This is a genomic window from Cupriavidus sp. H18C1, from assembly GCF_049311595.1.
Classification (GTDB): domain Bacteria; phylum Pseudomonadota; class Gammaproteobacteria; order Burkholderiales; family Burkholderiaceae; genus Cupriavidus; species Cupriavidus cauae.
In genome coordinates, this window is record NZ_CP186008.1 from 656,247 (window position 1) to 677,235 (window position 20,989).

Annotated in this window: 15 protein-coding genes and 7 pseudogenes; 7 read left to right on the plus strand and 15 right to left on the minus strand. The window is 68.3% G+C overall.

Translation table 11 applies throughout. The features are described from left to right. Positions 1-36: 36 nt before the first annotated feature. Complete coding sequence (locus OJJOAM_RS03050; RefSeq protein ID WP_006576455.1) at positions 37-564, minus strand: FKBP-type peptidyl-prolyl cis-trans isomerase; 528 nt, start codon at positions 562-564, stop codon at positions 37-39. 11 nt (positions 565-575) lie between these two features. Here OJJOAM_RS03050 and OJJOAM_RS03055 point away from each other — a divergent pair. Together OJJOAM_RS03055 and OJJOAM_RS03060 are read left to right on the plus strand one after the other, a co-directional pair. Next, positions 576-1,785, plus strand: a pseudogene (locus OJJOAM_RS03055) (JmjC domain-containing protein). A gap of 199 nt (positions 1,786-1,984) precedes the next feature. After that, positions 1,985-2,221, plus strand: a complete 237-nt coding sequence (locus OJJOAM_RS03060) for a hypothetical protein (protein ID WP_043437644.1) — start codon at positions 1,985-1,987, stop codon at positions 2,219-2,221. Positions 2,222-2,362: 141 nt separating this feature from the next. Here the strand turns inward: OJJOAM_RS03060 and OJJOAM_RS03065 are convergent, their stop codons facing one another. The 8 genes and pseudogenes from OJJOAM_RS03065 to OJJOAM_RS03100 form a co-directional block, all read right to left on the minus strand. Further along, a complete protein-coding gene (locus OJJOAM_RS03065) occupies positions 2,363-3,151 on the minus strand; it encodes an MBL fold metallo-hydrolase (RefSeq protein WP_422648829.1) in 789 nt (262 codons plus the stop codon). Between the two features lie 106 nt (positions 3,152-3,257). Then, a complete protein-coding gene (gene bamC, locus OJJOAM_RS03070; protein WP_422648830.1) occupies positions 3,258-4,496 on the minus strand; it encodes an outer membrane protein assembly factor BamC in 1,239 nt (412 codons plus the stop codon). A gap of 58 nt (positions 4,497-4,554) precedes the next feature. Continuing rightward, positions 4,555-5,439: a 4-hydroxy-tetrahydrodipicolinate synthase gene (dapA, locus tag OJJOAM_RS03075; protein WP_422648831.1), complete on the minus strand. Its 885-nt coding sequence runs from the start codon at positions 5,437-5,439 to the stop codon at positions 4,555-4,557. Positions 5,440-5,600: 161 nt separating this feature from the next. Beyond that, a complete protein-coding gene (locus OJJOAM_RS03080) occupies positions 5,601-6,182 on the minus strand; it encodes a class I SAM-dependent methyltransferase (protein ID WP_422648832.1) in 582 nt (193 codons plus the stop codon). Positions 6,183-6,247: 65 nt separating this feature from the next. Continuing rightward, positions 6,248-7,450: a tryptophan--tRNA ligase gene (locus tag OJJOAM_RS03085; protein ID WP_149319277.1), complete on the minus strand. Its 1,203-nt coding sequence runs from the start codon at positions 7,448-7,450 to the stop codon at positions 6,248-6,250. Between the two features lie 40 nt (positions 7,451-7,490). Beyond that, complete coding sequence (locus OJJOAM_RS03090; RefSeq protein ID WP_422648833.1) at positions 7,491-8,156, minus strand: site-2 protease family protein; 666 nt, start codon at positions 8,154-8,156, stop codon at positions 7,491-7,493. An 82-nt stretch (positions 8,157-8,238) separates the two neighbouring features. After that, positions 8,239-8,862, minus strand: a complete 624-nt coding sequence (locus OJJOAM_RS03095; RefSeq protein WP_422648834.1) for an L-threonylcarbamoyladenylate synthase — start codon at positions 8,860-8,862, stop codon at positions 8,239-8,241. A 16-nt stretch (positions 8,863-8,878) separates the two neighbouring features. Beyond that, positions 8,879-9,725 (minus strand): annotated as a pseudogene (locus OJJOAM_RS03100) (3',5'-nucleoside bisphosphate phosphatase). Positions 9,726-10,046: 321 nt separating this feature from the next. Here OJJOAM_RS03100 and OJJOAM_RS03105 point away from each other — a divergent pair. Beyond that, a pseudogene (locus OJJOAM_RS03105) lies at positions 10,047-11,145 on the plus strand (NAD(P)/FAD-dependent oxidoreductase). 31 nt (positions 11,146-11,176) lie between these two features. Here the strand turns inward: OJJOAM_RS03105 and OJJOAM_RS03110 are convergent. Beyond that, complete coding sequence (locus OJJOAM_RS03110) at positions 11,177-12,070, minus strand: alpha/beta fold hydrolase (RefSeq protein WP_422648835.1); 894 nt, start codon at positions 12,068-12,070, stop codon at positions 11,177-11,179. A 288-nt stretch (positions 12,071-12,358) separates the two neighbouring features. On the opposite strand from OJJOAM_RS03110, the gene OJJOAM_RS03115 reads away from it, so the two are divergent. Beyond that, complete coding sequence (locus tag OJJOAM_RS03115; RefSeq protein ID WP_422648836.1) at positions 12,359-14,113, plus strand: acyl-CoA synthetase; 1,755 nt, start codon at positions 12,359-12,361, stop codon at positions 14,111-14,113. Between the two features lie 96 nt (positions 14,114-14,209). On the opposite strand, the gene OJJOAM_RS03120 is transcribed toward OJJOAM_RS03115, so the two are convergent. Further along, positions 14,210-15,115, minus strand: coding sequence for a ferritin-like domain-containing protein (locus OJJOAM_RS03120; protein WP_422648837.1), 906 nt, complete (start codon positions 15,113-15,115; stop codon positions 14,210-14,212). 215 nt (positions 15,116-15,330) lie between these two features. Between OJJOAM_RS03120 and OJJOAM_RS03125 the strand changes: the two genes are divergently transcribed. The 3 genes and pseudogenes from OJJOAM_RS03125 to OJJOAM_RS03135 all read left to right on the plus strand — a co-directional run bounded on the left by OJJOAM_RS03125 (position 15,331) and on the right by OJJOAM_RS03135 (position 17,650). Continuing rightward, positions 15,331-15,855 (plus strand): gamma carbonic anhydrase family protein, encoded by a 525-nt coding sequence (locus OJJOAM_RS03125; protein WP_149319284.1) that lies wholly within the window; start codon positions 15,331-15,333, stop codon positions 15,853-15,855. A 37-nt stretch (positions 15,856-15,892) separates the two neighbouring features. Then, positions 15,893-16,921 (plus strand): Hsp33 family molecular chaperone HslO, encoded by a 1,029-nt coding sequence (locus OJJOAM_RS03130; RefSeq protein WP_422648838.1) that lies wholly within the window; start codon positions 15,893-15,895, stop codon positions 16,919-16,921. A 323-nt stretch (positions 16,922-17,244) separates the two neighbouring features. Further along, a pseudogene (locus OJJOAM_RS03135) lies at positions 17,245-17,650 on the plus strand (hypothetical protein). A gap of 168 nt (positions 17,651-17,818) precedes the next feature. Here the strand turns inward: OJJOAM_RS03135 and ftsB are convergent. From ftsB to kdsA, 4 genes and pseudogenes are all read right to left on the minus strand, one after another. Then, positions 17,819-18,162, minus strand: a pseudogene (gene ftsB, locus OJJOAM_RS03140) (cell division protein FtsB). A 94-nt stretch (positions 18,163-18,256) separates the two neighbouring features. Beyond that, on the minus strand, positions 18,257-19,546 hold the full coding sequence (eno, locus tag OJJOAM_RS03145) for a phosphopyruvate hydratase (protein WP_422648839.1): 1,290 nt from the start codon (positions 19,544-19,546) through the stop codon (positions 18,257-18,259). A gap of 136 nt (positions 19,547-19,682) precedes the next feature. Then, a pseudogene (locus tag OJJOAM_RS03150) lies at positions 19,683-19,974 on the minus strand (DUF1330 domain-containing protein). Positions 19,975-20,104: 130 nt separating this feature from the next. Then, positions 20,105-20,975: pseudogene (kdsA, locus tag OJJOAM_RS03155) on the minus strand (3-deoxy-8-phosphooctulonate synthase). Between the last annotated feature and the right edge of the window lie 14 nt (positions 20,976-20,989).

Genomic DNA, 20,989 nt, shown 5'->3' on the forward strand with positions numbered 1-20,989 from the left:
ATGCCGGCTTTTCCGTTCGATGGATGCATACGTCGATCAGTGCAGCGTCCGCGGGCTGTCGTCGTCCTCGTCCTCGTCGACCACTTCGATACCCGACGCGCCATGCGCGTGGCCATGCTCGACTTCCTCGGCGGTCGCTTCGCGGACCTCGGAGACCTTCAGCCAGAAACGCAGCGCCATGCCGGCCAGCGGATGGTTGCCGTCGAGCACCACCTTGTCCTCGGCGACGTCGGTGACGGTATAGATCACCGAATCCTCTTCGTCGCCGTCCTCGGGCACGCCTTCGAACTGCATGCCGACTTCGAGCGGTTCGGGAAAACGATCGCGCGGCTCGACCTTGACCAGTTCGGCGTCGTAGTCGCCGAAGGCATCCTCGGGCTCGAGCTGCAACTGCGTCTCGAAGCCTGCGGCATGACCGTCGAGTGCTTCCTCGATCTTGGGGAACGTGCCATCATAGCCGCCGTGCAAGTAGACCATCGGCTCATCCGATTCTTCGATCAGATTGCCCTGCGCATCCGACAGCTTGTACACCACGGACACAACCGTGTTCTTCGCGATTTTCAATTCTTCACTCCATGAACGATTCCGCATTATACGCGCAGGCCCTGCCCCGCGGCCCGGTGGATCCGGATGCGCCACTTCAGCTGCTCGGGGGCATGACGCCCGCCGCATTCATGCGTGATATCTGGCACCGCAAACCCCTGCTGGTTCGACAAGCCATCTCCGATATCGTGCCCCCCTGTCTCGCGGGAAGCGCTTTTCGAGCTGGCCGACCGCGACGACGTCGAATCGCGGCTGGTCACCCACTTCCGCAACCGCTGGAAACTGGCGCACGGCCCCTTTGCCGCCGACAATCTGCCATCGACCAAGGCGCGCCAATGGACGCTGCTGGTCCAGGGCGTGAACCTCCACAATAGCGCGGCGGCCGCGCTCATGGGGCAATTCCGCTTCATTCCCGACGCGCGCCTGGACGACGTGATGGTCAGCTATGCCACCGACGGCGGCGGTGTCGGCCCGCACTTCGACTCCTATGACGTGTTCCTGCTGCAAGTTTCGGGCCGACGCCGCTGGCGCATCTCGTCGCAAGACCTGCTCGAGCTGGTGCCCGATCTTCCTTTAAAGATACTGGCCGAATTCGAAGCGGAACAGGAGTTCGTGCTCGAGCCCGGCGACATGCTGTACCTGCCGCCGCAATACGCCCATGACGGCGTCGCCGAGGGCGAGTGCATGACCTGCTCGATCGGTTTCCGCGCGCCGGCCTACCGCGAGCTGGCCGGACATTTTCTGGCGTGGCTGTCGGAAACCGTGGAGGACAACGAGGCGCTGTCCGGGCGTTATGCCGATCCCGGACAAGCGGCCACTTCGCGTCCCGCGCAACTGCCCGCGGATCTCGCCCGAACCGTTGCGCAACGGCTGCAGGCGTTGCGCTGGTCCAATGACATGGTGTCCGAGTTTATCGGCACGCATCTGTCCGAACCGAAGCCCGGCGTGGAGTTCGCCGAGGTTCCGCAAATCGCCGCGGGAAAATACGCGAAACTGGCAAGAACGCACGGCATTGTGTTGGCGCCGGCCTCGATCGCGCTATACGACCGCAGCCACTTCTTCCTCAATGGCGAAGCTTACGAAGTCCCCGGCGAACTGGCCGGCTGGCTGCGTCGGCTGGCCGATCGGCGCCATTTGACCGCCGCCGAGGTCGGCGAATGCGCGGAGCTGCCGGAGCTGATGGAGACATTTCACCATTGGACGCTGGAGGGCTGGCTGCAGCTGGCACCGGCCGCGGTGTAATAATGCGTAACAGTGTGGTCAGCAAATGACGGCGCTACACAAGCCGGGAAAACGTGGATATAATCGCCAGCTGGCTCGTACTGTGGACCAATGCATTTACGGCACCGGGGAGAGCCATTAAATTGAAGTTCACGAGCGATAATTACCGGTAATTATTCATCGCCTGTTTTTCTTTCTATTACAAGTTAAAGGACGAACAATGAAGAAGTCTCTCCTGATCGCTTCCCTGCTGGCTGCTGTTGCCGTCGCCGCTTGCGGCAAGAAGGAAGAAGCCGCTCCCGCAGCTGACACCGCTGCTCCGGCTGCTACCGCTCCGGCTACCGAAGCTTCGGCTCCGGCTGCTGACACCGCTGCTGCTCCGGCTGCCGACGCTTCGGCCCCGGCTGCTGACGCTTCGGCTCCGGCCGCTGACGCTTCGGCTGCTGAAGCCAAGTAAGCGTTCGCCCGAACGAAAAAACCGGCCTTCGGGCCGGTTTTTTATGGGCGCTCGCCGCGTTGTGATTCCACATCCGGGCCTGGCGATTTATCGCGTCCGATTCATCCCTTCACCGCCTGCCAGCCAGGCCTTCGTACTGATTCATCCCTTCACCGCCTGCCAGCCCAGCCCTTCGTACTGGTCCGCCACCAGGATATCGTCCGCCACCGTGCCGAGCGCCGCGGCCAACGCCCCAGTCGCCAGGGCCGGCGTATTGTTCTGCTGGCTCAGATGGGCCGCCACAACGCGGCCAAGACCGCCGTGCGCGACGCGCGCCAGGATCGCGGCGGCCACCTCGTTGGCCAGATGGCCGAAGTCCCCGCCGATGCGCCGTTTCAGCGACGGCGGATACACCGAGTTGCGCAGCATCTCGCGGTCGTGATTGCACTCGAGCACCAGCGCGTCGACGCCGGCGAGACGGGCCACCAGGTATGGCGTTTCCATTCCCGCATCGGTCAGCACGCCCAGGCGCGCATCGCCGTCCGACAGCACGAACTGCACCGGCTCGCGCGCATCGTGCGGCACGGTGTAAGGCAGCACCTGCAGATTGCCGATCTCGAACGCGTAGTCGGCGCCGATCACCCGCACATCGGCCTTGTCGGCGCCGCGCAGATGCGAGGTCGCCAGCCAGGTGCCATGCGTGGTGAAGACCGGCAGCCCATGCCGGGCGGCAAAGGCGTAGGCCGAGCCGACATGGTCGCCGTGTTCGTGCGTGACCAGCACCGCGTCGAGCCCGTCGGGCGTGACGCCCAGCCGCTCCAGCCGCCGCGCGGTCTCGCGCAGGCCGAAGCCGCAGTCGAGCAGCACACGGGTCACGCTGGCGCCGTCACGCGATTCGATCAGCAGCGAATTGCCTTCGCTGCCGCTGCCGAGAAAGCCGAACCGCATCATCGCCGCGTCCACCCCATGCCCGGGCGGACCGCGGCGGCAAACCGGACCGCAGCGGCGCGGCGGCCCGGCATCGCAGGTCCGTGCAATGCAGCGCTCAATCCAGCGCTCAATGCAGCTGCTCGTCGAGCAGCGTCAGGATGCGCTTGGCGATCTCGGTCGACTCCGGCTGGCCGGCGTCGTTCAGCACGGTCACGGTGGTGCCCGAACCGCTGCCCTTCAGCGAGACGCGGTACTTCTTCGCCTGGCGCGCGGCATCGCCGCCGCTGCGCGTAAACAGCTTGGAGAAGAAGCCGCGGTTGTCGTTGACCGTGTCGCGCGTGTCGACATAGCGGACGTAGTACAGGCCCTGGCCGCGGTCGCGGTCTTCCACCGTGAAGTTGACGCGGTCCAGCGCGAGGCCGACCGAGCGCCAGGCGCGGTCGAACGGCTCGGGCAGCTGCAGCGCCTGCGCGCCGTTGACCTGGGTCAGATAGCTCGCCGAAGCGGCGGCGGTCGCAGCCGTCTTGCCGGCGCCGGCGTCGGCCGGTGCGGCCGGCTTGGCGGCGCCCGCCGGTGCGGGCAGCGTGCCGTTCTTGGCCATGCGGTCGGCCTGTTCCTTCTGCACGCCCAGGCGCTGCGCCAGGCGCGACAGGAATTCGGCTTCCAGTTCGGGATCGGCCGCGCGCGGGGTCCACACCGTCTGCGACTTGTCCAGGCCGGTCAGCTCTTCCTTGGCGCCGCGATGGCTGATGAAGACTTCCAGGTTGCCGTTCTGGCCCTTCTCGACGCGGCTGCGGAACTTGTCGCGCTCCGAGGTCGAATACAGGCTGTCGAACACCTTGCCGATCGTATTGCGGATGAAGTCCTGCGGAATCTTGGCGCGGTTCTCGGCCCAGTCGGTTTCCATGATGCCGGTCTCGGGCGAGTCCTGTACCAGCAGGAAGCCGTTCTCCTGCCAGAACTCGCGCATGGTCTGCCACAGCTGGTCGGGCGCCATGCCGTTGCTGATGACGAGCCAGCGCTGGTTGCCGTCGCGTTCGACGCGGATGCCTTCCGCCGACGGCAGCACGTTGGTGCCGGCGACCTTGGGCTGGGTGCTGGTGGCCTGCTGGTAGCCGGACAACGTCGCGCCGGCCTGCTCGGGCACCGAATAGCGGCGGTCGCCGTCGAGCTTGGTCAGGTCCGGCGGCACCTCGAGCGTCGAGGTGCGCTTGGCCACGGCGGCCGACTTGTAGTCGATCTTGTCGGCCTGCATCATGTCGTTGACGGTGCTGCAGCCAGCGGTCATGCCGAGCGCAAGCAGCGGCAAGACCAGGGCGGCACGGCGGCCGTGCGGCACGCCATGGCGGTTAAGCTTGAGTTTCATTGACACGCAATCCTAGTGAAGGGAATGACCGCTTGGCGCGAAAGAAAAAAGGGATCGATCAGGCGAGCAGCCCGGCGCCGGCCAGCGCGCGGCGCACCGTCTCGTGGTGGTCGGACGACAGCGGCGTCAGCGGCAGGCGGATGCCGCCGGCCATCTTGCCCATCTGTTGCAGCGCCCACTTGACGGGGATCGGGTTGGCCTCGATGAACAGCGCCTTGTTCAGCGCGATCAGCTCCATGTGGAGGCGGCGGGCGGTGATCGCATCGCCCTTGAGCGCCGCGACGCACAGCTCGTGCATCTTGCGCGGGGCCACGTTGGCGGTCACCGAGATATTGCCGTGGCCGCCCAGCAGCATCAGCGCGACCGCGGTGGGATCGTCGCCGCTGTAGATCGCGAAGCCTTCCGGCGCGTCCTTGATCAGCTGGGCCGCGCGGTCGATATTGCCGGTGGCCTCCTTGACGCCGACCACGCCCGGCACCTGGGCCAGGCGCAGGATGGTGTCGTTGCTCATGTCGGCGACGGTGCGTCCCGGCACGTTGTACAGCAGCACCGGCAGATCGACCGCTTCCGCGATGGTGCGGAAATGCCGGTACATCCCTTCCTGCGTCGGCTTGTTGTAGTAGGGCACGACCTGCAGCGACGCATCGGCGCCGACCTGCTTCGCGAAGGCGGTCAGCTCGATCGCCTCGCGCGTCGAGTTGCCGCCGGTCCCGGCGATGATGGGGATGCGCCTGGCGGCCTGCTCGACCGCGACCCGGATCAGCTCGCAATGCTCCTCGACCGACACGGTGGGCGATTCCCCCGTGGTACCGACGATCACGATGCCATCGGTGCCTTCGGCGACGTGCCAGTCGATCAGGCTGCGCAGCGCGGCGTAATCCAGGCTGCCATCCTCCTGCATCGGCGTCACGATGGCGACGATGCTGCCGGTAATCTGTGTCATAGCTCGTATGGTTTTCGAGATTTCGAATAGCGGGATTGTACCGGATACGAATTGGCCGCCGAAGCACACCGGCCACCCCTGCCTACCCGGGCAAACACTAAGTGGATGAACGCATCGGCCCGCTTGCAGGCTGACATCGCGCCGGCATCACCTGGCGCAAATCACCCGTCCAGCCGGTAGCGTGGCGGCCGCGCCGCCCCAGCGTCCTGCAGTGCCTCGCGCACGGCGCACATGCGCTGCACGAACGCCGTCCGGGGCACTTCGATCACGCCGTCCTCGTAGGCGACGACCCGCAGCCTGTCGCGCACCGCCTCCAGCAATTCGCTCGGCCGCAGCAGGAAATCGGGGTTGGACGGCTTGCCGACCGTCTCGTTCCCCACCGCGAAGGTTTCGTAGACCAGCACGCCGCCGGGCGCCAGTGCATCGATCAGATGCGGCCACAAGGGTCGATGCAGATAGTTGGTGACGATCACCGCGTCGAACGGCGCCTCGTCGGCCAGCGGCCAGGCGCCCTGCTCCAGGTCCGCCTGCCGCGTCCGCACCGGGCTTGGCAGCCCGGCCAGCGCGGCGGCATCGCGATCGACGCCAAGCACGTCGAAGCCGCGCTCCGCCAGCCAGCGCGCATGGCGTCCGCTGCCGCAGGCCAGGTCGAGCACGCGGCCGCCGGCGCGCAGCAACGGCGTCCAGCGCACCAGCCAGGGCGAGGGCTCGCCGATCGCGGCATGGGGCGCGCCGACGGGCATGGACGAGGGCGTGGGCGACGGCACGGAAGGCGGCATGGAGGGCACGGGCGGCGGCAGCGAGCCCATCAGCGGTATCCCAGCCCCATGGCCTCGCGCACGTCGCGCATGGTTTCCTGCGCGACCGCGCTGGCCTTGGCGCAGCCATGGTCGACGATATCGCGCAGCAGGGCCGGATTGTCCATGTACGGCTGGGCGCGCTCGAGCATCGGCTGCTGCTCGCGCAGGATGCCCTCGATCACCGGCTGCTTGCACTCGATGCAGCCGATGCCGGCGCTGCGGCAGCCCTTGAGCACCCATTCCTTCGTGGGCTCGTCGGAATACACCTGGTGCAGCTGCCACACCGGGCAGCGGGCCGGCTCGCCCGGATCGGTGCGGCGCACCCGTGCCGGATCGGTCGGCATCGTGCGGACCTTCTTCTCGACCGAGTCCTTGTCCTCGCGCATGCGGATCGTGTTGCCGTAGGACTTCGACATCTTCTGGCCGTCGAGCCCGGGCATCCGCGACGCGGCCGTCAGCAGCGCCTGCGGCTCGACCAGGATGGTCTTGCGCGAACCGGCCAGATAGCCGAGCAGCAGTTCGCGATCGTCATTGGACAGGCTCTGCGACTGCGCGACCAGCGCGCGGCCCTCTTCCAGCGCGCTGTCGGTGCCCTGCTCCTGGAAGGTCTTGCGCAGGTCGAGGAACACGCGGGTACGCTTGCCGCCCAGCTTCTTCGCGGCCTCCTGCGCCTTCTCCTCGAAGCCCGGCTGGCGGCCGTACAGGAAGTTGAAGCGGCGCGCGATCTCGCGGGTGATCTCGACGTGCGGCACCTGGTCCTCGCCCACCGGCACCTTGTCGGCGCGATAGATCAGGATGTCGGCCGCTTGCAGCAGCGGATAGCCAAGGAAGCCGTAGGTCGCCAGGTCCTTGTCCTTGAGCTTCTCGATCTGGTCCTTGTAGGTCGGCACGCGTTCGAGCCAGCCCAGCGGCGTGCCCATCGACAGCAGCGTGAACAGCTCGGCGTGCTCGGGCACGCGGCTCTGGATGAACAGCGTCGCCTGCTCCGGATCGACGCCGGCGGCCAGCCAGTCGGTCAGCATTTCCCAGACCGATTGGCCGATCACCTCGGGCGACTCGTAGTGCGTCGTCAGCGCGTGCCAGTCGGCCACGAAGAAGAAACACGGGTGCTCCGACTGCAGCTTGACCCAGTTTTTCAGCACGCCATGGTAGTGGCCAAGATGCAGCGCGCCGGTAGGCCGCATGCCGGAGAGAACGCGATCGGGGAACATGTCGTTGTAATCAGTCTTTCAGGAAATCATTGCGCCAGCGTCATTGCACCAGCGCCAGGATCGGCGCCAGCAGCAGCTGGACCAGCGAGCCCAGCAGGCCCATCACCGGCTGCATCCAGACCCGGGTGATGACGCCGGCGGCGACCAGCGCCAGCACGACGAAGATGCCGTACGGCTCGATCTTCGACAGCGCGTAGGCCATGCGCTGCGGCAGCAAGGCGCTGAGCACGCGCCCGCCGTCGAGCGGCGGAATCGGAAACAGGTTGAACGCCGCCACCACCAGGTTGACCAGCACGCCGGCGCGCGCCATCTGCGCGAAGAACGGTTCGTCGACCTGGGCCAGCACCAGCCCCAGCGCGACCAGCGCCCAGGCGAAGGCCTGCACCAGGTTCGCGCCCGGGCCGGCCAGCGCGACCCACATGCTGTGCCAGCGCGGATTGCGCAGCCGGCCGAAGGCGACCGGCACCGGCTTGGCGTAGCCAAACACGAACTGACCGCTGGTGACCAGGTACAGCAGCAGCGGCACCGCGATGGTGCCGATCGGATCGATATGGCGGACCGGGTTGAGGCTGACCCGGCCGAGGATATAGGCGGTGTTGTCACCGAACAGCTTGGCCACATAGCCATGCGCGGCCTCGTGCAGCGTGATGGCGAACAGCACGGGCAGCGCGTAGACCGCGAAGGTCTGAATCAGAGAGGCGTCCATGGGGCGCTATTGTAACGGCGGGCACCGGCCGCCACGCCGTTTCGTGGGGCGGTCCGGGCCGGGCAGCGGCATGATGCCGCGCTCACAGCCCGAAGCGGGCGACATCGCCGCGGCCGGCGCGCAGCAGCACCGGTTCGCCGCTGGTCAGGTCGATCACCGTACAGGCATGCGCGGGCGCGGTGCCGCCGCAGATCACCAGATCGAGCTGCTTCTGCAGGCGCTCGCGAATTTCCAGCGGATCGTCCAGCGGCGCGACGTCGCCGGGCAATTGCAGCGTCGAACTGATCATCGGCTGGCCCAGTTCGTTCAACAGCGCCTGGGGAATGGCATGGTCGGGCACGCGCACGCCGATGGTCTTGCGGGCCGGGTGGGACAGCCGCCGCGGCACTTCCTTGGTGGCCTCGAGGATGAACACGTAAGGCCCGGGCGTGGCGCCCTTGATCCAGCGGTACTGCCGGTTGTCGACCCGCGCGAAGTTGCCGAGCTCGGACAGGTCGCGGCACATCAGCGTCAGGTGGTGCTTGTCGTCGATGCCGCGCAGCCGGCGCAGACGCTCCACCGCGCCCTTGTCGTCGAGCCGGCAGGCGAGCGCATAGCTCGAATCGGTGGGCAGCGCGATCAGGCCGCCCTTGCCGACGATCTGGGCGGCCTGCTTGATCAGGCGCGATTGCGGATCGACCGGATGGATATCGAAGAACTGCGACATGGGGCGGTCCGGCGGCTTACCAGTCGTGCCAGACCGGCGTCAGCGACGACGGCAGCGGCGGCAGCGAGCCGATCTCGACCCGCCCCTCGCCCGGCCCGTGGAAGTCGGAGCCGCGCGAGGCCAGCAGCCCGTAGTGCCGGGCGACGTCGGCGTAGCGGCGGTACTGGTCCGGCGTATGGCTGCCGGTCACGACCTCGACGGCGCCGCCGCCAAGCGCGGTGAATTCGTCGAACAGCGCGTCGTGCTGGGTATCGGTGTAGTCGTAGCGGCCCGGGTGCGCCATCACGGCGATGCCGCCGGCGGCGCGGATCCACTTGACCGCCTCGCCGAGCGTGGCCCAGCGATGGCCGACATAGCCGGGACGGCCTTCGGTCAGATAGCGGTCGAACACCTCGGAGATATTGCCGCAGATACCCTCGTCGACCATCCAGCGGGCGAAGTGCGTGCGCGAGATCAGGTCGGGGGTTGCCGACATAGCGCAGCGCGCCTTCGTAGGCGCCCTCGATGCCGACCGCGTGCAGCGCGTCGCCGATGTCCTGCGCGCGCCGGGCGCGGCCCGAGCGCGTCGCGGTCAGGCCGTCGATCAGTTCGGGGCACAGCGGGTCGATCTGCAGGCCGACGATATGGACCGTCTGGCCGGCCCAGGTCACCGAGATCTCGACGCCCGGCACATAGCGCATGCCCAGCGCCTCGGCGGTCTCGCGCGCGATCAGCTGGCCGCCCAGTTCGTCATGGTCGGTCAGCGACCAGATCTCGACGCCGTTGGCGTGCGCCCGCTCGGCCACGACCGCGGGTGGCAGCGTGCCGTCCGAGATGGTCGAGTGGCAATGCAGGTCGGCGTTGATGGCGTGGGAAGCGTGCATTCCGTCATTCTACTCCCGCGCCTTCCGTGTCCGCAGAAGCCGGGCGCCGCTGCACCGCGGCGCACGGCCCGCCCATGGCGGTCCACGGCGACCCACGGCGGCCACTGCGGTCGACGGTGGCCACTGCTGTCAATGGTGGCCACTGCGGTCGACGGCAGCGACTGCGGCCAATGGTGGCCACTGCGGTCCACGGTGGCGCATAGCCATGCCGCCAACGCTGGCGTAGCCGGAAGCGCGGCGGCGCCGGGGTATAGTGGACGCCTCCCCAGTCTTTCAGCGCGACGTGCCGCCATGGCGCACGCCGACCGCAACGATCCGATCATGCAGAACTCCCATCCGGCCTCCTCCTCCCCCGACGTTTCCACCCCGCCCGCCGCGACGCACGCCGAACCGGTCCGCACCGACGTGCTGATCGTCGGCGCGGGTCCGGTGGGCCTGTTCGCCGCCTTCCAGGCCCGGGTGCTGGGCCTGCAATGCGAGATCATCGACGTGCTGGACCGCGCCGGCGGCCAGTGCACCGAGCTCTATCCCGAGAAGCCGATCTACGACATCCCCGCCGTGCCCGGTTGCCTGGCGCAGGACCTGGTCGACCGGCTGCTGGAGCAATGCGCGCCGTTCGCGGTGCCGATGCATTTCGGCCAGCGCGCCGAAGGCGTGCAGGAGCTGCCGGGCGAGCCGCAGCGGCTGCTGGTCGCCACCGATGCCGGCAAGCGTTTCGAGGTGGCGGCGGTGCTGATCTGCGCCGGCGCCGGCGCGTTCGCGCCGCAGCGCGTGTCGCTGCCCGAGGCGGCGGCGCTGGAGGGCCGGCATTTGCACTACGCGGTGCGCGACGTGTCGCGCTTCGCCGGCAAGCGCGTGATCGTCGCCGGCGGCGGCGATTCGGCGCTGGACTGGGCGCTGGCGCTGCGCAAGGTGGCCGCGCGCGTCACGCTGCTGCATCGGCGCGAGGGCTTCCGCGCGGCCGACCATACGGTCGCCGAGATGCGTGCCGCGGTGGCGGCGGGCGAAATGGACTTCGTCGTCGGCATGCTGGGCGCCCTGCAGACCGAGGGCGACGCGCTGGTGGCCGCGCAGGTGCGCACGCGCGAGGACACGCTGACGCTGCCGGCCGATGAACTGGTCGCGCTGTACGGGCTGGTGTCCGAACCGGGTCCGATCGCGCATTGGGACCTCGACATGCGCGCCGGCCGCATCCTGGTCGATACCACCACCTACGAGAGCTCGCGCCGCGGCATCTTCGCCGCCGGCGACATCGCCTTCTATCCGAACAAGCAGAAGCTGATCCTGTCGGGCTTCCACGAGGCCGCGCTGGCGCTGCGCCGCGCCTACCACTACGCGCTTCCCCGACAAGGCGCTGGTCCACATACACACCAGCAACAACGCCGCGCTGAAGGAAGCGCTGACGCACGGCACGGACTGAGGCTGAGGCTCAGGCCGCGCCCCGGGCAAGCTCAGCCGCAGAACGACTCGATCAGCCCGGCGACCGCTTCGGGCTGGTCGTGATGCAGCATGTGGCCGGCGTCGTCGAGAATCACCTCGCGGAAATCGCGGAACGCGGCGAAGCGCTGCTTGAACTCGGCGATGCTCTGCTTGTGGGCGATATGGCGCAGCGTCTCCGAGTCGCGCGCCTCGACGTGCAGCACCGGCGCGGTCGCCGCGGCCCAGATCGCCATCGCCTCGTCCACGCGATACAGCACCGGATTGATCAGCTTGTGCGCGGGATCGCCGAGGATCTCCCAGCGACCTTCGCCGTTGCGCCGCGACCAGTGTTCGGCGAGAAACGCCGCGCGGTCGTCACGCAGCCGCGGATTGGTCTTCTTCAGCCGCGCGGCGACCGCCTCGACGCTGTCGTAGGTCTTCAGCGTCGGCGGCTCGCGCAATTCGTCGAGCCAACGGGCGAAGCGCCGCGGCGCCTGCTCTGGCCGGGTGGCCGTCATGCCGAAGCCCTCCAGGTCCACCACGCGGCGTACCCGCTCGGGACGCACACCGGCGTAGAAGCACGCGATATTGGCGCCCATGCTGTGGCCGACCAGGTCCACCGCGCCGTCCGGCTGATAGTGGTCGAGCAGGACTTCGAGATCGGCCAGATAGTCGGGAAACCAGTACGAGGCCGTGCCCGGATGGCGGGTCGGCCAGCCGGTCTGGCCGAAGCCGCGCCAGTCCGGCGCGATCGCGTGCCAGCGGCCCTGCAGCGCGTCGACCAGGAACTGGAACGAGGCCGCCACGTCCATCCAGCCATGCAGCAGGAACAGCTTCGGCGCGCCCGCTTCGCCCCAGTGGCGCACGTGGTAATCGAGGCCACGCACCGTGATACATTCGGAGCGCGATGTGTCGCGGATCGTCATGGTCTGCCCTGTCCCGCCTTGTCGGCTGTGTGGTTGCGGCGATTGCTCTGCCTGTGGTGATGATTGCGATCGTGATGATCACGTTGATCGTGACGGTCACGATGGTCACGATGGTCGTTCCAAGGGTTGCCGCGAGGTCCGTCGATGGCCACCACGCCCTCAGTCCGACAAAATCGAACGCTCGTTCGATTTACCGCGATTGTAGCCACAAGCGAGTCCGCGACGCCAGCCAGCACGCCAACAAGATCCGCGGCACCCGACGCCGCGGACACAAGAACGGAGACCACCATGGCCGCATCCTCGCTGCCGGACAGCCGGCGCGACGACTATTCCGCGCTCTACCGCGACTTCCACTGGCACGTACCCGAAACCTTCAACCTCGCCGAAGCCTGCTGCGGCCGCTGGGCGCGCGACCCCGCCACGCGCGACCGCATCGCCGTCCATACCGAGCATGAGGACGGCCGGCGCGCGGCGCATCGCTACGGCGAGATCCAGCGCGACGCCAACCGGCTGTCGCACGCGCTGCGCGAACTCGGGGTCCGGCGCGGCGACCGCGTGGCGATCGTGCTGCCGCAGCGGATCGAAACCGTGGTCGCGCATATGGCGGTCTACCAGCTCGGCGCGATCGCGATGCCGCTGTCGATGCTGTTCGGTCCCGAGGCCTTGGGCTATCGCCTGCAGCACAGCGAGGCCTGCGTGGCGATCGCCGACGAGACCTCGATCGACAATCTGCTCGCCGCGCGCGGCGACTGTCCGGCGCTGCAGGCGGTGATCGCCGTCGGCGACGCGGCGGGCCGGGGCGACCGCGACTGGGACGCGGTGCTCGCGGACCAGGCCGACGCATTCACCGCCGAGCAGACCAAGGCCGACGAGGCCGCCGTGCTGATCTACACCAGCGGCACCACCGGCCCGCCCAAGGGCGCACTGCTGCCCCACCGCGCGCTGATCGGCAACCTGACCGGATTCGTCTGCTCGCAGAACTGGTATCCGCGCGAGGACGATGTGTTCTGGAGCCCGGCCGACTGGGCCTGGACCGGCGGGCTGTGGGACGCGCTGATGCCGGCGCTGTATTTCGGCAAGCCGATCGTCGGCTACCAGGGCCGCTTCTCGCCCGAGGTCGCCTTCGGCCTGATGGAGCGCTACCGCGTCACCAACACCTTCCTGTTCCCGACCGCGCTCAAGCAGATGATGAAGGCCTGCCCGGCCCCGCGCGAGCGCTACGACCTGCGGCTGCGCGCGCTGATGAGCGCCGGCGAGGCGGTCGGCCAGACCGTGTTCGACTGGTGCCGCGAGGCCTTCGGCGTGATCGTCAACGAGATGTTCGGCCAGACCGAGATCAACTACATCGTCGGCAACTGCACCGCGCAATACGACGACGATCAGCTCGGCTGGCCGGCGCGGCCCGGTTCGATGGGACGGCCCTACCCCGGCCACCGCGTCGCCGTGGTCGACGACGAAGGCCGTCCCTGCCCGCCCGGCGAGGACGGCGAGGTGGCGGTCTGCACCACCGACATCCACGGCCATCCCGATCCGGTGTTCTTCCTCGGCTACTGGAAGAACGAGGCGGCCACCGAGGGCAAGTTCGTCGAGCACGATGGCCTGCGCTGGTGCCGCACCGGCGACCTCGCCCGCGTCGATGAGGACGGCTACCTGTGGTACCAGGGCCGCGCCGACGACGTCTTCAAGTCCTCGGGCTATCGCATCGGCCCGAGCGAGATCGAGAACTGCCTGCTCAAGCATCCGGCGGTGTCGAACTGCGCGGTGGTGCCGTCGCCGGACCCCGAGCGCGGCGCCATCGTCAAGGCCTTCATCGTGCTGACGCCGGGCGTGCAGCGCTCGGCCGAGGCCGAGGCCGCGCTGGTCGCCGAACTGCAGCAGCACGTGCGGGGACAGCTGGCGCCGTACGAGTATCCGAAGGCGATCGCCTTCATCGACCAGCTGCCGATGACGACCACCGGCAAGATCCAGCGCCGCGTGCTGCGGTTGCAGGAGGAGGAAGCGGCGCGGCAGCGTGCCGCGGCACCGCGCGTGGGCAACGGCTAGGCGGTGAGCGGGTTGTAGGCGGTTGGGCGGGTTGGGCCAGCCGGTTGGTCAGGCGGTAGGGGCGAGCGGGATGGGTCAGCGGGTCGCGCCAGCCGGTCAGTCCTTCCTTCGGTTACCGGTTACCCCGCTGCCCGTCAGCCAGGCCAGCTCATCCTCGTCGAAGCCGGCCGCGCGGCGCGCCGCCAGATTGAACGGCGGCCGCAGCCGCGGCGCCTGGTGGCGCTCGGCCAGTTCGGCGTAGGCGGCCACCGGGTCGAGGCCGCGCTCGGCGCATAGCCAGCGATACCAGCGGTTGCCGATCGCCACGTGGCCGACCTCGTCGCGCAGGATGATGTCGATGATCGCCGCGGCCTCGGCATCGCCGGCGTCGGCCAGCCGCGTGCGGACCACCGGCGAGGCATCCAGCCCGCGCGCCTCCAGCGTGCGCGGCACCAGCGCCATGCGCGCCAGCACGTCGCCGGCGGTGCGGTCCGCCATCTCCCACAGGCTGTTGTGCGCCGGGAAATCGCCGTAGGCGAAGCCCAGCTTGCGCAGGTGCGCGGCCAGCAGCGTGAAGTGCAGCGCCTCCTCGTCGGCCACCTGCAGCCAGTCGCGGTAGTAGGCCGCCGGCATGCCGGCGAAGCGCCAGACCGCGTCGAGCGCCAGGTTGATCGCGTTGAACTCGATATGCGCCAGCGCGTGGATCAGCACCGCGCGCCCCGCCGGATTCTGCAGCGAGCCGCGCCGCTCGACCTTCTGCGGCGGCACCAGCTCGGGACGCGCCGGGCGGCCAGGCACTGGGCCGGCGGCGGCGATCGTCAGGGCGGCGCCGATGGCATCATCGCCGGCTTCCAGTGCGGCGGCGCGCAATGCACGGGCCGCGGCGGCCTTGGCGGCGGGATCGGGCTCCGCCAGCACGGCGAGCGCCCGATGGCGCAGGGAAAGCGGCGAGGAGGCCGCATCTGGATCGATCGGCGCCGTGGCATCGCGATCTGGGGCGGGTTCGGCAGCGTAGGCGGGCATGGGCGTAAAATCCGGTCTGCCGCGATTGTAGAGCCTTGCCGGCACCGCCCGGCCGCACACGACCTATGCCCGGGGTTACGCCCCGGGATTACGCCCCGGGGTTACGCCCCGGGGTTACGCCCCGGGATTACGCCCCGGGATTACGCCCCGGGATTACGCCCTTTAAGGCTCGGCGGCCATCCCCATGTAGAAACGAACCCCGTACAGGAGACCCCATGTCGCTTTACCAGCTCGGCGATACCGCCCCTTCCATCGATGCCGACGCCTACGTGGCTGCCGAAGCCACCGTCATCGGCAACGTGACGCTCAAGGCGCGAGCCAGCGTCTGGCCGGGCGCGGTGATCCGGGGCGACAACGAACCCATCGTCGTCGGCGAAGCGACCAACGTGCAGGAAGGCGCCGTGCTGCACACCGACCCGGGCTGCCCGCTGACGATCGGCGACCGCGTCACCATCGGCCACCAGGCCATGCTGCACGGCTGCACGATCGGCGAAGGCGCGCTGATCGGCATTCAGGCGGTGGTGCTGAACCGTGCGGTGATCGGCAAGGAATGCCTGGTCGGCGCCGGCGCCATCGTCACCGAAGGCAAGGTGTTCCCCGACCGGACGCTGATCCTGGGCGCGCCCGCCAAGGCGGTACGCGAGCTGAGCGACGAGGAAGTGGCGGGCCTGTACCGCAACACCGACACGTATGCGGCACGCCAGGCCGTCTACAAGAAGGAATTGAAACGCATCGGCTGAGCGCCCGCGCGCCGGCCGATCCCACCGATGGATGATCGTGACTGAAACCCAAACCCCGGACACCCTGCAGAAATTCCTGTTCGACGCCGCCCCGGTGCGCGGCGAACTGGTGCGGCTGCAATCGAGCTGGCAGGAAGCGCTGGAGCGCCACCACTATCCGGCTCCGGTACGCCGGCTGCTCGGCGAGATGATGGCCGCGGCCGCGCTGCTGTCGGCCAACCTGAAGTTCAACGGCGCGCTGGTGATGCAGCTGCATGGCGACGGGCCGGTGCGCATGCTGGTGGTCGAATGCCTGTCCGACCTGTCGCTGCGCGGCACCGCGAAGCTGGCCGAAGACGTCGAGATCGCCGACGATGCCACGCTGGCGGAGCTGGTCAACCAGCACGGCCAGGGGCGCTTCGCCATCACGCTGGACCCGCACGACAAGTTGCCGGGCCAGCAGCCCTACCAGGGCATCGTGCCGCTGGCCGACGCCCATGGACCGCTGACGTCGATCAGCGCCGTGCTCGAGCACTATATGCAGGCCTCCGAGCAGCTCGACACGCGGCTGTGGCTGGCCGCCGACGACCGCGTCGCGGCCGGCATGCTGCTGCAGAAGCTGCCCTCCTACGGCGGCACGATGGAGGGCAGGCCCGGCCGCCCGCCCGCGCAGGTCGGCGAGACCGGCGCGCCGCTGTCGGCCCACGGCCGCGCGCAGGATCTCGATACCTGGGACCGCGCCTGCCAGCTCGGCGCCACGCTGAAGACCGAGGAACTGCTGGCCGAACAGCCGGATACGCTGCTGCGGCGGCTGTTCTGGGAGGACCTGCAGGACGCCGGGCTGCGCGTGTTCGAGCCCGGCACGCCGCATTTCCGCTGCTCGTGCTCGCGCACCAAGGTGGCGAACATGCTGCAGTCGCTGGGCCAGGCCGAGGTCGATGACATCGTCGCCGAGCGCGGCTCGGTGGAGATCCACTGCGACTTCTGCGGCCAGGAGTACCGCTTCGACCCGGTCGACTGCGCGCAGCTGTTCAGCGGCGCGGCGATGCCGACGGGCGTCGGCGAGGGTGCGGGGCATCGGCACTGAGCGGCGCTGACGGGCACTGAGGGGGAACTGAGGGGGACCCGAGCGGCGCTGAACGGCGTCCAACGGCACTGAGCTGGGCCGCGCCAGTCTGACAAACTCCGCAGTTGTTCTCCCTCTCCCCCTCAGGGGGAGAGGGTTGGGGGAGAGGGGGGTGGTTTCGCGCCCCACCGCGATCCCCACCGCCGCTGCCCTCTTCCCCCCCCTCTCCCGCCTGCGGGAGAGGAAAAACCCTGTGGCGCCCCGTGAGCCGCAAACTTTGCTGGCTCACTAAAATCAAAGTCAACAAAGTCTCCCCGACATCCGCGCACCGCCTGGAGGTCATCATGCCGGCCATCCCTTCGTCGATCCGTCTTGCATTGCTGGCCGCGCCGCTGCTGGCCGCGGGGTGCGCCGCCAGTCTGCCGCGCGACATCAACGGGTCGCCGCCGACCGCCCGGCTGGCGCCCGATACCGGATCGCGCGCACCCGCCGCATCCCTGAGCCCCGAGGAACGCAAGCGGCTGGACGCGCTGAACAAGCAGGTGCTGCGCGAGCAGGAAGCCGCGATCGCCCGTGATCAGCAGGCCCAGGCGTGGGCGCGAGCGTCGACCTACGCCTATCCGGCGTATCCGCTGTCGAGCTGGAGTTTGTACTACGGGGGGATGGGGCCGCGGCCGCTGGGGCGGCGGGGTCAGCATCGGGTCGCCCGGCTATTGGGGCTGGGGCGGTTATCCGTACTGGTGGTGGTGAAGCGGGCTGCGTTAAGGCGGACTGCGGTGAAGCGGTCCGTGTGAATCGCGCCGTGGTGAAGCCGGCCGTGCTGAAGTGGGCGGCGGTGAAGCGGGGGGGCGGTGAAGCGGCTGGTGTGAGCGCCGAGCCGGCGACAGCCTGATGCTCGGTCGTTTCTCGGTCGCCCGCTCAGTGCCCGCCGGAGCCCGGCTTCGTCGCCGGAGGCGGCGGCAGCGGCGGCGTGGCGCTGACCTTGGGGGGCCGGTGCGACGAACTGGATGAACACCTCGCCGTCCTTGACCATGCCGAGCTCGTAGCGCGCCCGTTCCTCGACCGCGCCGGTGCCGTCCTGCAGGTCCAGCACCTCGCCCTCGAGCTTCGCGTTGCGGCGCTTGAGCTGTTCGTTGCGGGCGGTCTGCTCGCCGACCTGCTTGTTCAATTCCCACACGCGCAACCAGCCGCCCTTGCCCAGCCACAGGGGGATACTGGATCGCGAGCAGCACCACGAACAACAGCAACGTAATCAGGCGCATGGGCAATTAGGAAACGGACGACTGGGCGGGTGGCGGCGCCGGTGCGCGAGATGTGCGGTGGCCGAGGCCGCCGCACACCCGCCGACTCCCGGGCTTAGCGCAGATTGTAGAACGCGCTCTTGCCGGGGTAGCTGGCGATATCGCCCAGGTCTTCCTCGATGCGCAGCAGCTGGTTGTACTTGGCGATGCGGTCCGAACGCGACAGCGAGCCGGTCTTGATCTGGCCGGCGTTGGTGCCCACCGCGATATCGGCGATGGTGCTGTCCTCGGTCTCGCCCGAACGGTGCGAGATCACGGCCGTGTAGCCGGCGCGCTTGGCCATCTCGATCGCCGCGAAGGTCTCGGTCAGCGTGCCGATCTGGTTGATCTTGATCAGGATCGAGTTGCCGATGCCCTTGTCGATGCCTTCCTTCAGGATCTTGGTGTTGGTGACGAACAGGTCGTCGCCGACCAGCTGCACGCGCTTGCCCAGCTTGTCGGTCAGCACCTTCCAGCCGTCCCAGTCGCCTTCGGCCATGCCGTCCTCGATCGACACGATCGGGAACTTGTCGCACAGGTTGGCCAGGTAGTCGGCCCACTGGGTGGAATTCAGCGTCAGGCCTTCGCCTTCCAGGTGATACAGGTCCTCGCCCTCGCGGAAGAACTCGCTCGAGGCGCAGTCCAGCGCCAGCAGCACGTCCTCGCCGGCGCGGTAGCCGGCCTTCTCGATCGCCTGCAGGATGGTGTTCAGGCATTCCTCGTTCGAGGCGAAGTTCGGCGCGAAGCCGCCTTCGTCGCCGACCGCGGTGGACATGCCCTTGTCGGCCAGGATCTTCTTGAGCGCGTGGAACACCTCGGCGCCGCAGCGCAGCGCTTCACGGAAGCTCTTCTGCGACACCGGCATGATCATGAATTCCTGGATGTCCAGGCTGTTGTTGGCGTGCGCGCCGCCGTTGACGATGTTCATCATCGGCACCGGCATCTGCATCGCGCCCGAACCGCCGAAGTAGCGGTACAGCGGCAGGCCGGCTTCCTCGGCGGCGGCCTTGGCGACCGCCATCGACACGGCCAGCATCGCGTTGGCGCCCAGGCGGCTCTTGTTCTCGGTGCCGTCCAGGTCGATCAGCGTGCGGTCCAGGAAGGCCTGCTCGGAGGCGTCCAGGCCCATGATGGCTTCGGAGATCTCGGTGTTGATGTGCTCGACGGCCTTCAGCACGCCCTTGCCCAGATAGCGCGACTTGTCGCCATCGCGCAGTTCGATCGCTTCACGCGAGCCGGTCGACGCGCCCGACGGCACCGCGGCGCGGCCCATCACGCCCGATTCGAGCAGAACGTCGCATTCGACGGTCGGGTTGCCGCGCGAGTCGAGAACCTCGCGACCGATGATATCTACGATTGCACTCATGGATTCCTCTTGATCTAGATCTGGTGAAGCTCGGAATGTCCGTGCACTGCGTCCGTGCACTGCGTCTGGTACTGCGTTGCACCGCGTCGGAAGCGCTCCGCGTGGAGACCCGCGTCAGGCAACGCCCGGTCGAAGCTCAAAGGCCCTCGACCACGATCATGTTCATCCGGGCCGCATGCTCGCGCGCCTTACGGGCCGCGCGGTAGGTCTCGCCGTCATGGAACGCCTGTGCCGCCTCGACGCTGGGGGAACTTCAGCAGCACCACGCGGGTGGGCGCCCAATCCCCTTCGAGCGGGACCGTGCGGCCGCCGCGCACCAGCACCTCGGCGCCATGCTCCTGCATGGCCTTGCTGGACAGGACCTTGTACTGCTCGTACTGCTGCGGATCGGTGACGTCGACGTAGGCGATGATGTAGCCGGCGGCCATGCGTATCTCCAGGATGAATCTTATGGTTGTCATCGTTGCCGCCGGATGACGGCGGCAACGTGCGGAATCGGTGATCGGCGCGAAGGCCGTTGCAGCTGACGGTTGACGGTTGGCAGTTGGCGATGCGCGCTCAGGCGCAGGCCGGCCAGCCGAAATTGTCTTCGAGGAAGCCGGCGCGCTTGGTCAGCGCGTCGAGGTCCTTCAGCACGGCCAGCAGTTCGCGCATGCGCGACAGCGGCACGGCATTGGGACCGTCCGACATCGCCTTGCTCGGATCCGGGTGGGTCTCCATGAACAGGCCGGCGATGCCGACCGCCACCGCGGCGCGCGCCAGCACCGGCACGAACTCGCGCTGGCCGCCCGAGCTGGTGCCCTGCCCGCCCGGCAGCTGCACCGAGTGGGTCGCGTCGAACACCACCGGAGCGCCGGTCTCGCGCATGATCGCCAGCGAGCGCATGTCGGAGACCAGGTTGTTATAGCCGAACGACACGCCGCGCTCGCAGGCCATGAAGCTGTCCTCGGGCAGGCCGGCTTCGCGCGCGGCGTCGCGGGCCTTGTCGATGACGTTCTTCATGTCGCCCGGGGCCAGGAACTGGCCCTTCTTGATATTGACCGGCTTGCCACTCTGCGCGCAGGCGCGGATGAAATCGGTCTGCCGGCACAGGAAGGCCGGCGTCTGCAGCACATCGACCACCGCCGCCACCGGCGCGATCTCGTCGACCTCGTGGATATCGGTCAGCACCGGCACGCCGATCTCGCGCTTGACGGTGGCCAGGATCTCCAGCCCCTTCTCCATGCCCAGTCCGCGGAAGGACTTGCCCGACGAGCGGTTTGCCTTGTCGAACGAGGACTTGTAGATGAAGGGGGATGCCGAGTTCGCCGGTGATCGTCTTCAGCGCGCCCGCGGTATCGAGGGCCATCTGCTCCGACTCGATCACGCAGGGACCGGCGATCAGGAAGAACGGCTGGTCCAGGCCGACATCGAATCCACACAATTTCATCTTGCTCTCCTGCT